General features: G+C 37.3%; 13 protein-coding genes. 5 read left to right on the forward strand and 8 right to left on the reverse strand.

Annotated features, from left to right (window positions below; translation table 11 throughout):
• Positions 1-347: 347 nt before the first annotated feature.
• Complete coding sequence (locus I6F53_RS07380; protein ID WP_331460764.1) at positions 348-1,370, forward strand: GGDEF domain-containing protein; 1,023 nt, start codon at positions 348-350, stop codon at positions 1,368-1,370.
• 12 nt (positions 1,371-1,382) lie between these two features.
• Here I6F53_RS07380 and I6F53_RS07385 read toward each other — a convergent pair whose 3' ends face one another.
• The 4 genes from I6F53_RS07385 to nadK form a co-directional block, all read right to left on the reverse strand.
• On the reverse strand, positions 1,383-1,706 hold the full coding sequence (locus I6F53_RS07385) for a hypothetical protein (protein WP_197239046.1): 324 nt from the start codon (positions 1,704-1,706) through the stop codon (positions 1,383-1,385).
• Between the two features lie 34 nt (positions 1,707-1,740).
• Entirely contained in the window at positions 1,741-3,414 is a 1,674-nt protein-coding gene (gene recN / locus I6F53_RS07390) for a DNA repair protein RecN (protein WP_197239047.1), read from the reverse strand.
• A 75-nt stretch (positions 3,415-3,489) separates the two neighbouring features.
• Positions 3,490-4,047 (reverse strand): hypothetical protein, encoded by a 558-nt coding sequence (locus I6F53_RS07395; protein WP_197239048.1) that lies wholly within the window; start codon positions 4,045-4,047, stop codon positions 3,490-3,492.
• 77 nt (positions 4,048-4,124) lie between these two features.
• A complete protein-coding gene (nadK, locus tag I6F53_RS07400) occupies positions 4,125-5,009 on the reverse strand; it encodes an NAD(+) kinase (protein WP_197176502.1) in 885 nt (294 codons plus the stop codon).
• Positions 5,010-5,163: 154 nt separating this feature from the next.
• On the opposite strand from nadK, the gene I6F53_RS07405 reads away from it, so the two are divergent.
• On the forward strand, positions 5,164-6,129 hold the full coding sequence (locus I6F53_RS07405) for an HrcA family transcriptional regulator (RefSeq protein ID WP_197239049.1): 966 nt from the start codon (positions 5,164-5,166) through the stop codon (positions 6,127-6,129).
• A 58-nt stretch (positions 6,130-6,187) separates the two neighbouring features.
• Complete coding sequence (gene grpE / locus I6F53_RS07410) at positions 6,188-6,799, forward strand: nucleotide exchange factor GrpE (RefSeq protein WP_197176504.1); 612 nt, start codon at positions 6,188-6,190, stop codon at positions 6,797-6,799.
• A 35-nt stretch (positions 6,800-6,834) separates the two neighbouring features.
• On the opposite strand, the gene I6F53_RS07415 is transcribed toward grpE, so the two are convergent.
• On the reverse strand, positions 6,835-8,037 hold the full coding sequence (locus I6F53_RS07415; protein WP_197239050.1) for a Bcr/CflA family efflux MFS transporter: 1,203 nt from the start codon (positions 8,035-8,037) through the stop codon (positions 6,835-6,837).
• Positions 8,038-8,233: 196 nt separating this feature from the next.
• Here I6F53_RS07415 and I6F53_RS07420 point away from each other — a divergent pair, with 196 nt between their 5' ends.
• Positions 8,234-9,031: a M48 family metallopeptidase gene (locus tag I6F53_RS07420; protein ID WP_197239051.1), complete on the forward strand. Its 798-nt coding sequence runs from the start codon at positions 8,234-8,236 to the stop codon at positions 9,029-9,031.
• 68 nt (positions 9,032-9,099) lie between these two features.
• On the opposite strand, the gene I6F53_RS07425 is transcribed toward I6F53_RS07420, so the two are convergent.
• The 3 genes from I6F53_RS07425 to I6F53_RS07435 all read right to left on the reverse strand — a co-directional run bounded on the left by I6F53_RS07425 (position 9,100) and on the right by I6F53_RS07435 (position 12,526).
• Positions 9,100-10,116, reverse strand: coding sequence for an alpha/beta fold hydrolase (locus tag I6F53_RS07425; protein ID WP_197239052.1), 1,017 nt, complete (start codon positions 10,114-10,116; stop codon positions 9,100-9,102).
• 174 nt (positions 10,117-10,290) lie between these two features.
• The gene (locus I6F53_RS07430; RefSeq protein WP_197239053.1) at positions 10,291-11,079 is read right to left on the reverse strand and encodes a nucleoside-binding protein; all 789 of its coding nucleotides are present in this window, start codon (positions 11,077-11,079) and stop codon (positions 10,291-10,293) included.
• 133 nt (positions 11,080-11,212) lie between these two features.
• Positions 11,213-12,526, reverse strand: a complete 1,314-nt coding sequence (locus I6F53_RS07435; RefSeq protein ID WP_197239054.1) for a Na+/H+ antiporter NhaC family protein — start codon at positions 12,524-12,526, stop codon at positions 11,213-11,215.
• 363 nt (positions 12,527-12,889) lie between these two features.
• Between I6F53_RS07435 and dapB the strand changes: the two genes are divergently transcribed.
• Positions 12,890-13,693: a 4-hydroxy-tetrahydrodipicolinate reductase gene (dapB, locus tag I6F53_RS07440; RefSeq protein ID WP_165728243.1), complete on the forward strand. Its 804-nt coding sequence runs from the start codon at positions 12,890-12,892 to the stop codon at positions 13,691-13,693.
• The last annotated feature ends 61 nt before the right edge of the window (positions 13,694-13,754 follow it).

A 13,754-nucleotide genomic window follows, 5' to 3' on the forward strand; every position in this document is an offset into this window, starting at 1 on the left:
AATTTTAGAAGCAAGCCATGTGGCTTGCTTTTTTATTTGTTTTATTAGAATGTAATATCAACGTAATGAGTAACAAACGTTACTATATTAATATCATCTGTCGCTTCCATATAGTATCTATCACTCCTAAGTGAATTTTAAACATTTTTGGTTTCTACACCACAAAATCAGTATTTATACAAAACAGAGGATAAGAGATGTATAATATACATACAGTTATTAGCCTAAATAACAATCTTAGTAGTTGATTTAAATATAAAGTAGGTTCATTATCCCATGCTGTTTACGGTTTGCTTACTTTTCATCTATAAGTTGGCTTTTATATACAAATAAAATAAATAGAAATTATGTACGAATACTCAAACAATTCAGAAAGGAAGCTCATTGTTCGATTCTTCTCCTCAATAGGCTTTATAGCTACATTTTCGATGGCTAGCTTGGCATTTATTAACAACAGCTATTTATTAGCATTTACTTTAGTTGTTTCTTCATTTGTTTACTTATCGGCGTTTAATATAGGCAGAGGTGTAGAGAAATCTGCAACTGTAATTTTATATAATCTGTATGCATTGATGTTTTATCTGGTACTTACAGGAGGAGCACAAGGTACAGGGCCTATATGGATATTTATAGTTTCTCCTGTTACTTACTCAATTCGAGGGCTTAAACGAGGGACGTTTGATATTGTTTTATTTTTATCGGCGATTGTTCTCGGTTTCTATTGCGCTGATACATTTAATATATACGACTATAACCCTGAACAGTTTCCGATTAGAATTATACTCGCTTTTATAATTGTCGCATCGCTGAGTGGTTATTATGAGTTTTCAAGAGAAAAGTACAGCAGTAAATTAATCGCTTTAAGTAAAAAAAATGAATTTCTAGCCACTATAGATCCACTCACAAATCTGCCAAACCGCCGTTATGCTATGAATAAATTGGTTACTTTTAAAACTGAACTAACAAAAAACCATATTCCATTCGTTATTTTATTAGCTGATGTAGATAATTTTAAAAAAATTAATGATCAATTTGGTCATGATTTTGGCGATGAAGCACTTATTCACTTAGCTAAAACGTTTGAGAGAAGTATCCCCAAAGATGCGATTGCTTCACGATGGGGCGGTGAAGAGTTTTTAATTGCTATCCCAAATGCAGCCATTGAAGATGCAGAAGAAATTGCAGAAAAAATCCATCATTCTCTTAAAAGTTCAGCAGTGAAACAGCTTTCACATAGTGTAAAGTTAACAATAAGTATTGGTGCAATTTCAGCGGGCGTTGAGCGTTCTATCGACCTAGATATTAAGTTAGCTGATGAACTACTTTATAAAGCAAAAGAGCAAGGAAAAAACAGAACTTGCTCCTCTTAATTGTTATGCGTATTAGTCCATTGAAAACGAATCAAGGGATGGCTTTATTTTAGCTTTTCTGCGTTTTACGCTCATATAACAAACTACATTACACGTAACTTGCATTGTAATTAAAACCCAATAACTAATACTTAAATCACTTAGCCCATTTACCTTTTCGTTAGAAAAGTGATAGGCCACAACGGCTAGTTGAAAAACTAAAAAGCTATTTAAAAACCTAAATAAACGTTGTTTAAAACAAGTATGTTTATATTTACTAAATATAATTAAACAGGTGCTTAGTACTAATAACAACCAACTTAAAATTATACAAAAATCAACTAAGGTATTGTGCATTATTTAATCCTTGAAGACGTTCTTTACTAACACATTAAGCGTGAGCCATGATTAGTTCTTTAGCATTTGCTTTAGCGGTTTTGCTTACATTGTCGCCACCAAGTAAACGGGCTATTTCATTAATACGGCCATCTTTATTCAAAGGCAGCATATGAGTAAACGTCTCCCCTTGTGATATTTCTTTAGCTACAAAAAACTGCTGATGCGCACTACTAGCTACTTGTGGTAAATGAGTAACACAAATCACTTGGGTAGATTTACCTAACTGGCGTAATAACTTACCTACGGCAGATGCCGTTGGGCCTGATATACCGACATCAACTTCATCAAAAATAAGCGTTGGGGTTGTTACTTTTTGGGCAATAATTACCTGTATAGCAAGGCTTATACGAGAAAGCTCACCCCCTGATGCTACTTTAGCTAATGGTTGAAGTGGCTGCCCCGGATTAGTTGATACTAAAAATGAGACGTTATCAAAGCCTAAGCTGTTTGGTGTACGATTACTCTCTTGAGTTAGGGCTATTTCAAAAACACCGTTTTCCATTGATAAATTAGCCATGCTTTCACTTATTAGTGTGTTAAGTGTATTAGCATACTCGCAGCGGCTTTTACTTAGCTGATCAGCCGCTTGCTTATAAGTAAGTAGCGCGTTTTCTATTTCTGACTCTAGTTGCTCTAAGCGATTACTATTATTACTTATCGACTCTAGCTCTTGAGCAATTGATTGATGAAATTCAACCAATTGCTGTGGCTTTATATGGTGCTTGCGTGCTAAATCCATCGCACCACTTAACCTATTCTCTACTTCACCTAAGCGGGCAGGGTCTAAATCTGTTTGTTCAGTGTAATTACGCACTTCGCGGCTTGCTTCTTCAACTTGTACTGCGGCTTCGCTAAGCAGTGCAGCCACGCTTGCTAAACTTTCGTCATATTGAGCCAGTTCAGTAAATTGTTGAGCGCTATGCTGTAGTAATGAACAAGCATTTTGCTCATCACTTTCATACAAGTGTTGCAACTCACGTAGGCACGATTCTAATATCGTTTGGCTATTACTTAGTTTGTAATGCTCAGCCTCAATTAAATCAAACTCATTTTCTTGTAAGGCAAATTCATCAAGCTCAGCAACTTGATACTCTAACAATTGCTTTTGCGCTGCTTGTTGCTGCTGTTGTTGTTCTAAGTGCTTAAATTCTTTTTGTAAGTTAGCAAACTGTTTATAGTTTTTATTTACTGAGCTTACTAAGTGGTGATGGCCTGCGTAGGCATCTAAAAGCTGTAACTGATGCTCCGCTTTTAATAGGTATTGGTGGGCATGTTGTCCATGAATAGATATTAAATATTGACCAAGCTCTTTTAATTGTGATGCAGTAACTGCACTGCCATTAATATAGCTTTTACTACGGCCATTTTTGCAAACAACACGGCGTAATAAACATTCATTATCGCCATTGTTTAGCATATGTTGCTCTAAAAATGCTTGAGCAAGCGGTAAATTTGTTAAGTCAAATTGTGCGCATACTTCGGCTTTATCAGAGCTTGGGCGTACCGCTGATGCTTCAGCGCGTTCACCCAAGCACAGTGATAGGGCGTCTATAGCAATAGATTTGCCCGCACCTGTTTCACCTGTGATCGCGGTCATACCGCTGCGCCATTCAGTGCTTAAATTACTTACAATTGCAAAATTTTTAACTTCTAAACCAATTAACATACTGTTTATCCATCCAGTCAATTAACTGTTAATTTATACAGTGTTTTGGTTTTTTGCAAATTAATTTTTTATTATTTACGCAACGCTTACATCTTGATTAAACTGTGTATCAGACGTTTTGGGAGAGGTATTAACTTGATCATCAATAATATCAGTGGCTTGTGCGATGTCTTCGGTTTTAAGCAGAGCAATGAGAGGAGGTAAGGTATTTAGATAAAAGCTCTTATTATATAAAATTCCTTGCTGAGGTAACTCAGATACAAAGTACTGTATATTATCAATCAATGGTTGAATTATATCTGTTTGATTAGTTTTAATTAACTCGCTGGACAATGTATTAATTAGTAGGTCGGCGGTGTCTTCAAGCTGTTGCAAGTTCTCGTCTGTATGTGATTGAACAACAAAGAAATTACTGACAACAGCTTGAATACGTGAAATATATTTTGGGCGAATTATTTTAGCGTCAAGTAGCTCATTAAGTTTTGCTTTAAGGCGTATATTTACATGCAAAACACGTTCATTAAATAGTTTTTTTCTAGCTTCAATCGCTTTTTTACGATTACTCTCAATTTTGAGATAACTGTATAAAAGCGTAATTAATAGCAGTAAAGCAAAGAATACTACATAAGTCATTGCTACTCGTTCCTAAATTAGTTGATTGTTATTTTAAGCCGCCATTTTGCTTTATAGTGCTAAATTTGGCAATGAAATTAGTACAAACGACTACCCCAATTCAGTTTTGTACGCAAAACGTTGTAGTACGAGTAATTTTTTGGATGAATTAGGCGCAATTGTTTATCAGCTTTTTTAATAACTACTTCATCGCCGGGCAATACGGCTAGCACGACATGGCTGTCGCAACTTACTTGAAGGCTGTCTGTGTTTTCTAAACTTAGCTTTAAACGAACTTCATTATCGGCATCTACTACTAAAGGTCTGCTAGATAAGGTATGAGGAAACATAGGTACTAACGATATTGCATTTAGCTCTGGCGTTAATATTGGCCCGCCACCGGATAGCGAATAGGCTGTAGAGCCTGTCGGGGTTGATACGATTAAACCATCAGAGCGCTGAGAGAATACAAAGTCATTATTTATGAAAGCTTCAAATTCAATCATGTGCGCTACTTTATCGGCATGAAGTACCGCTTCGTTAACGGCTGAGTTTGCACTTTTTAATTCGTTATGGCGATATACTTCTACTTCTAATAAAAAGCGTTTTTCTTCAAGATATTCACCACTGAGGACTTGCTCTAAGCTCGCTTCAAACCCTTCAGGGTTTAAATCAGTTAAAAAGCCAAGGTTACCTCTATTTACACCAATAACAGCAATATTAAAGCGTGCAAGCACGCGTGCTGCGCCAAGCATGTTACCGTCACCGCCTACAACAATGGCTAAATCGGCTTGTTCACCTAAGTCGACTAATTTAACGAGTTTGTCTGAAGGGATATTATCTAATTGACTCCCCGTGCGTTTTTCTACAATTACCTCAAAACCAAGCGCAAGTAAAAAGGTATGTAGACGCTGCAGAGTAGCCGCTGCTCCCGGATGATTAGGTTTGCCAATTAGGCCTATGGTGTTAAAAGGAGAGTCCATAATGTACGCACAAAGAGATTTAATAATTGTAGAGTAACTCAAAACAGAAGTGTTTGAAAATACAGATTATAGCAATATTATAAACCATCAGTTTTATTCACTGTGAGTTAGCTGCACGACTTGAAAAACAACTAAACGCCCCGATATCTCTTTCATGCAACAAGATGTAGATAACATGAAACTAAACCCACGAGATCAGCAGATTTTTTCAGCTGTTATGAACATGTACTGTAATGGTGAGGGTTTGCCCGTACCATCAACAAAAATTGCCAAGCTCAAAGGCATGGCAGTGTGTTCGGCTACGGTACGTAATGCTATGGCTCGCTTAGAAAAAGTGGGCTTATTGTACTCACCTCATACATCCGCTGGCCGAGTGCCGACAAATGAAGGGTTTGATTATTGGTTTGATGAGTTTTTTGTGCTTGCTGATATTGCTACTTATTGGCAACCGGAGCAATCACAACTCGTTGAGCTCGCGCATGCCTTGAGCCAAAAATATCAAGTTTGTTGTTGCGTTGGTTTACCACAAGCCAGCTCACAGCAAGTATTTAGAGTGGAAGTGCTTGATTTTGATTCTACCGACTGGCTTATTTTATTAATAGATAGGGCTGGGCAGAGCCACAATATTTGTATTGATAAACCTCATGATTCGTCAGACTCTGTTCGTTATCAATTTGCGACGTGGTTAAATACGGTATTTAGCCAACAGACCTTAATGGAAGGTTTGTATCGTATGCAAGCAATGGCCAATACTGCCCCTAACAATTGTCATGATTCGCTTAATCAATGGACGCGTCAACTAAGCCAAAAATTAGGCTCAGATAATAGTATTGTTGTTGGTGAAAATTACCTCTACAAACAAATAGACTGCGAACAAAGTTTAAATATTGGTGTTTCGTTTTTAAATTATGTAGAAGATAAACTTGCTTTTAAAAATGGTGTATCGGTACTCAATAGCGAAAAATTGCCTTTTACTGAGTGCGATGAATTGATTGTAATAAGCGTGCCTTACTTTCAAAATCAAGAATATCAAAGCCGCTTTTGTATAATTTGCCCTAAATCAGCGCAGATTGAAGAAATAATTCAAGAATTTAAATTAATTGAGACATCTAACTCTTGAATCTTTTTATTCAATCCCCATAATTACCGCAGTTGAAAAGAATTGGAGCACGTATTTTATGTCTGAGCAGACACAAAACCCTGAGCAAGAAGTAGAATTAAACGAAGAAATTTCTAAAATGCAGGCTGATGTAGAAGCAGCAGTTGAAGCCGCTGATCAACATTCAGAGCAAGAGCAAAGCCCTGAAGCAGAAATAGCGATGCTATATGCAGAGCTTGAAGCTGCAAAGCAAACAATTGCCGATCAAAAAGATGGTGTTGTTCGCGCTGCAGCAGACGTAGATAATATTCGTCGTCGTGCAGCACAAGATGTAGAAAAAGCGCATAAATTTGCACTAGAAAAATTTGCTAACGAATTACTACCTGTAATTGATAACCTTGAACGCGCTATTGAGTTTTCTGACAAAGAGAATGAAACATTAAAGCCGTTACTTGAAGGTATCGATATGACGGTTAAGAGCTTTAATGATGCTGTTTCTAAATTTGGTGTTGAAATTGTAAACCCACAAGGTGAGCAGTTTAATCCAGATTTTCATCAAGCAATGTCAATTCAACCAAGTAACGATGTAACACCTAATACAGTACTTGCTGTTATGCAAAAAGGTTACACATTGAATGGTCGTTTATTACGCCCTGCAATGGTTATGGTTTCTAAAGCTGCTGACGCTTAATTAATTTAAGATTATTAGCTTTGATAAAAAATGCCTCATAAAGAGGCATTTTTTTTATCTTTTTTATAGTGAATTATCTGTACGAGCATAGTGAGTAATACAGCACTAAACATTAAACTTGAAAATGGCACTGCGCTTTTTGCATGCATAATGGCGAGTAACGGGCCAACTAACGCACCACTACCAAAACGAAGTGTGCCAATTACAGCCGTTGCCGTGCCTGTGTTTTTTTCAAACTTCATTAATATTAGCGAGTCTGCATTACTTGCCGTAACACCTAAGCTCATCATTAATGGCGCAATAGCAGCCACAATATAATAAAGTGATAAGTGCAATAAGCTAAATGTTAACAGCGCAAGCCCCGATATAAACCCACATACAAGCCCAATATAGAGCATTTTTCGAGAGCCCAGCCTAGGCACTATTCGCGTATTTAAAAAGTTACCAAACATAAGCGCCATTACATTAAACGCAAATAACACACCAAATAACTGTTCTGACACTTCATATAAATCTAAATAAATAAATGGTACTGAGGTCAAAAAGCAAAAAAATCCAAACGATACAAACATAGAACTGAGTATATCCGCACGTGCGTCTTTATTACTCAGTACTGTTTTATAGCTATCAAAAAATAGAGCGAGGCCTTTTTTCTCATTTTTATGAATAGGGATATCGATTAAATACACTTGTACAAACGCCAATATTAAAAAGCTATATCCAGCAAGTACTAAAAATATACTCGACCAAACAGAAAAGCCTAAAATAAATGAGCCAACAGAGGGAGCTACTAACGGTGCTACCATCATAATCATTGATACATACGACATTCCTTTAGCCGTATTTTGCTGATAAATATGACGAATAATACCCGGTACGACTACGGTTGCCGCAGCTCCTGTAAATGCTTGCACCGCTCTAAGTGTCCAAAACGCATGGATTTCGGTTGTAAATGCGAGTGCAAGTGAGCTTGCGCCAAATAGGGTTAAGCCAATACGTGCAAGCTTGCGACGGCCAATTTGATCGGCAATTGGGCCAAAAAATAACATCCCTAATGAATAGCCCGCTAAGTAAATACTTAACGATATTTGAACATTTGGCATATTAGTTTGTAAATCGTTTGCAATTACCAGCATAGCAGGCAAGTACATATCAATAGCCAATGGAGTAATTGCCACAATACTGGCTAATAAGGGTAATAAAATACGGGTATTAAAAGACGAGGCTGAGGCGTCCATGTGTAAACTCAACAATCACTAAAAACAAGGCCTATAGTGTAACAGGGCATTGTATTTGGATAAACTTAGTTTGCCTGCTAACTTTATCGTCTTATCTCATCTTTTTAATATAGTGTATATAAAGCAAAGATTTTAAACTGGCACTGTGTTTGCTATTCTATAAGCAATAAAAAATTAATTACTTAAGAGAATTATCATGAAAAAACTAGTACTTGCAGTATTAGCGACAGCCGTTTTGGCCGGTTGTAAAACGTCACCAACAGGGCGCACACAAATAGCACTTTACTCAGACCAAGAAATGAGTGAAATGGGCACTGCTAGTTTTGCAGAAATGAAAGCATCTCAGCCAATTAATAAAGATGCAAAAACAAATGCATATGTAAATTGCATTGCTGAAAAAGTAGTGGCTGTATTACCAAAAGAATACGCGTCGCAAAATTGGGAAGTGGTTGTATTTGAAGATGAATCTGCTAACGCTTTTGCACTACCTGGTGGTTACATTGGGGTTCATACGGGTTTATTAAAGATAGCGACAAACCAAGACCAGTTAGCAACAGTGTTAGGGCACGAAGTAGGGCACGTAATTGCTGAGCATTCAAATGAGCGAGTTTCACAAAGCTCTATTTTAGATACAGGCATGCAGCTTGGTAGTGCAGCACTTGAAATGGGTAATATTCAATATCGCAACGAAATTATGCAAGGCTTAGGCTTAGGCGCGCAATACGGTGTTGTTTTACCATTTAGCCGTTCTCACGAGTCAGAAGCTGATGAAATTGGCTTAGATTTAATGGCTGAAGCTGGCTTTAATCCAGAAGAGTCGGTAACGCTTTGGCAAAATATGAGTGCAGCAGGTAGTGGTACAACACCTGAGTTTTTATCAACTCACCCAGCGCCAAGCAGTCGTATTAAAGACTTACAAGCACAAATGAGTAAAGCACTTAGTGAGCAAAGTACTGCTAAAGCACGGGGTAAAAACCCACAATGTAAGTTGTAATTTAGCTTCTATAATAAAAACCCCTGTGAGTAATTACTTACAGGGGTTTTTATATTCAGTACTCACCTCTATTTAGTTGTAAGCGCCTTTTTTAATACATCTTTAAAACGATCAAAATCTTCAATTTGCGGCAAATGACCTAAATTATCCAGTTCTAATAGTTGAGCGTTAGGGATAAGTGATGCAGCATGCTTACCTAACTTATCATATCTACCAAGCTCGTAATCTACACCGTCTTTTTTCCAGTTACGACCAGGACCGGTTCTATCTCGTGTGCCAATAATTAATTTAACCGGCACAGTTAAATCTGTAAATTCGGTTATTACAGGTTGGGTGAAAATCATGTCGTATGTTTTAGCATTTACCCATGCCATTTTTTCTTTATCTGGGCCTTGTATTTGCCCTGTTATAAAGTCAGTTAAGGCTGAATATGTGGCATTCCACTTACCATCGTAGTAATTTTTTTGTTGGTATTTTCTTACGCCTTCCGGTGTTTTTGAAAGCTCGTTTTTATAGAAAAAATTAGTATCTTTATAATCAACATATTGTAGGTAGTTTTCAAGCCCAATAGGGTTTAATAAAATTAGCTTTGTAGTTGTATTTGGATACATTAACGCAAAGCGACTTGCTAACATTCCGCCCATCGAGTGCCCAATAACAACAGACTCTTTAATATTAAGCGAGTCCATTAATGCGTGCGTATGGTGAGCAAGCGCCGCAAATGAATACTGGTAATTAGTTGGTTTAGATGATTTACCAAAACCAATTTGATCAGGAATTAATACGCCGTAGCCTAAAGATTGTAGGTATTGCGCAGTGGTAGTCCAGTAATCGGCGTTAAAGTTTTTACCATGCATAAGTGTAACAACAGGCATATCGGCTTTAGTTGGCTTTAAGTAAATATAAGCCATTTTTAATGATTGTTTTTGCGACTCAAGTGCAAAGTAATTTACTTTAAAATCATACTGGTAATTACTTAAAAGTGCATCATAAGAAAGGGCGGATGTATCTTGAGAAGTGCCAGCTAAGGCATTATTGGTTAGCAACAATAAAGTAGAAAAACAAATCACTTTAATCGACGACATTCAGTAACTCCTATTAAAGGCGAGCGCTTGGCTTAAAAGTTGGCTTAAAAAGAAGTACAACAATAACTAAGTATTTAAACCTGTTCAATTGAATGTTTTAGGTTAACCAAAAAAGCAGAGCTAAAAGTATAGCTCCGCTTAAAATTCACATTATTTAAAATGGATACGAGGTGTTTAAAAAGTCCACTCAATATGTATTTGCGGAACCGATTCAGTAACTTCAGTACCTAGTTTATTGTGCCAGTATTGTAATTCCATACCCAACAGGAGTGTGTTTTCTTTCATTTGCATGGCATGGCCCATATCCCACACTAAAATAGGCTGTGCGAGTATCCAAGCTTCTACATCGTTGCCAAACTCATCTTCACGCTCAGCAATGTATTCAGCGTGGCCTTTAAAGCTAAACTTTTGCGAGCCAATAGTAAAAGGGTATTCAAACGCTACATCAAGCATCCAGCTATTTGTTTCAATAGGTGCGCCGCCTTTAGCCACACCTTCACTGTCATCAATGTAGGCAGTTACTAAAGTTTGAAAAAAGTTAAACCCAGGTACATCCCAGCTTAATTTTACACCTGGTAGATACTTCATTACTTTTGCATCACCAGCAGCGTTAATACCGCCCGTTAAGCCAACATCTAATAATGCGCCAGAGCCAATTTGCTTACCAGTAATGGCAGACAAGCTAACGGTTGAGTACCACTCCCCATAAAAGTCACTATCTTGGTAGCCATCAGTTGTATCGTCTTTACTGTAATCAATAAAAAAGAAGTTATCGCCGTAGTCATAACCAGAGGCATGTTGGATTGAATACACAGTAGTATCAGACTCTTGCTTAGAAAATGGATTTTTTTGGCTACCATTATTTATATGTACTGCTGTACTGCTCCAATTGGCAGCAAAAGCAGATGATGATAAAGCAAGAGAAGTAAGGGTAATAAAAGGGAGTAATTTTTTAAATTTCATAACTGTTTAATAACTATAATTTTAGTGACACGCGGAAGCGAAGATTATAGCAGAAGAGATTGATTTGTTGATCGCTAATTTAACACATGTTGCAGCCTACTTAATAAGCTGCAACATGCAATAAATCAATTTATTATGCTTTATTACGACGTAAACAAATAATAGCAATTGCAGTAAAGGCTAAAATAAAGCAGTAATAAGAAGACGTTGATACTTCCCACGGACTAATTTTAAAGGTTGCACCTAACAATAGTGCTTGAGCGCCATAAGGCAGTGAGCCTTGCGTTACACAAGCAAAAATATCAAGTAAACTTGCAGAGCGTTTACCGGTTATTTCACCGTCGTCGGCAAGCTTTTTAGCAATAGGGCCAGCAACAATAATAGATACGGTGTTATTAGCAATACACATATTACTTGTCATAACGAGTGCGGCAATACCTAATTGATCGGCTACTTTACGATGCCATTTTGCAATGATTTTAGTAATTGCTTGAATTTTTTGAGCAATGTAATCAAGGCCACCATTAATACGAATGAATTCAGATAAGCCACCAATAAACATTGATAGTAAAAATATTTCCTGCATATCGGTAAAGCCTTTGTAAATATCTTTTACAAAGCTTGCGCCTTCATAGCTTCCTGTAAAGCCCATTAATGCAGCAAAAATAATACCGCTAAACAACACTACAAATACGTTTAGGCCAGCAACTGCTAACACTAAAATAAAGGCATACGGAAGTACTAACCAAATATCGTAATCTTTGGTTTCAACAACTTGCGCTGCGGGTGTTAAATAAAACAACAAGCCAATAGTTAGTATTGCAGCAGGGACTGCAATTTTAAGATTTTCTTTAAACTTATCTTTCATTTCACAGCCCTGTGTACGTGTGGCTGCAATAGTGGTGTCTGAAATAATTGATAAGTTATCGCCAAACATAGCGCCAGATACAATCGTACCTGCCATTAATGCTGGATCTATACCTGTTTTAATTGATACCGCATAAGCAATAGGGCCAATAGCACCAATAGTACCCATTGACGTTCCCATAGCTGTAGATACAACAGCAGCAATTAAAAATAATCCTGGGAGCAACAAAGCGGGAGGAATAAGTGATAAACCTGCATTTACTACCGCGTCAACACCACCGGTTGCACTAGCCACGGCTGAAAACGCACCTGCAAGTAGGTAAATTAAACACATGGTTATAATATTATTGTGCCCAGCACCTTTAATAAAAGTCTCAACACATTCGTTTACCGTGCCCTTGTTTAAAATAAACGCAAGCATAATGGCGGGTAGTATAGCTACGGGAGCAGGAAGTTGATAAAAAGCGTAATCAACCCCTTGCGATTGCAAGTACAAACCAGAGCCTAAAAATAGTGCTACAAAGGTCAGTAGGGGAAGTAAAGAAAGTATAGCTTTGTTTCTATTAAATGATGGCTGCATCATATTCCTCGTAAACAGTTTAGTAATACAACAGCCAAAAACTCCTCTTTTAGCTGAATTTAGCGAGTCACTCTTATTTTATTAATTAAGAAGACCGCAGCGCCCGCAAGCCAAAGACCAAATCGACGCGAAAGAGAAGTTTAAATGTATAGATGGCTAAAGTAAACTGGTATTGTTATTATTATTAAATTAAAAGGTCACCTGACTATTGCATGACTTTTAGATAATATCTACAAAGTAACGCTATTTTCAGCGATTAATATTTGTCCAACTGCATAAAAATGCCCAAGCGCGTATTTGCAATGCTTCGGATATATACTCAGATTAGTAAAAAATGGATTTAAATTAAATTAGGTAAAAACAATGACTACAAATCGAATAGGCGTTTTTGGTGCTAATGGCAGAATGGGCTTAGCTCTATTAGAAGCAGTGACAATTAAAGAGCAAACACAACTTACAGGTGCATACGTTCGTGGTAGTTCATCGTTATTAGGCATTAATGTAAATCAAGTAAATAGCGCAGCCGACAACAGTGTTAGCTTTAGCGAAGAAACCACAATAGATAATGTAGATGTTTTAATCGACTTTACGCTTCCTGCAGGTATGAAAAATCATTTAAAAACCGCTGTAGCACAAAAAATTCCTATGGTTATTGGTACAACGGGTTTAACAACCGAGGATATGGTGCTACTACACGATGCAGCCAAACATATTCCAATTGTATTTGCCCGAAACTACAGTGTTGGCGTAAATGTACTATTAAACCTAGTACAAACAGCGGCAACTAAGTTTGGTGACGACTTAGATATCGAAATATTTGAAGCGCATCATCGTCATAAAATAGATGCACCATCAGGCACAGCACTCGCCATTGGTGAATCAATTGCACAAGCTAAAGGCTGGGATCACGACGAAGTTGCTGTATACAACCGCAGCCAAGTGGAAACAGCTAAATCGCAAAATGAGATTGGTTATTCGGTACTAAGAGGGGGCGATATAGTAGGTGAACACACTGCATACTTCGCTACAATGGGCGAAAGGCTTGAATTAACCCACAAAGCAAGTTCAAGAATGACGTTCGCTCTAGGTGCTGTAAGGGCTGCAAGCTGGTTGAGAAACAAACCTGCAGGACTTTATGATATGCAAGATGTGCTAGATCTTAAGTAGTTTAGTTACTTTTTTAACTGTTTGGGTCTAATTTCACCTACAGTGACTTGTTTGTAACAAT

Origin of the sequence: Pseudoalteromonas sp. SWN29 (assembly GCF_015864465.1) — a bacterium.
Lineage (GTDB): Bacteria > Pseudomonadota > Gammaproteobacteria > Enterobacterales > Alteromonadaceae > Pseudoalteromonas.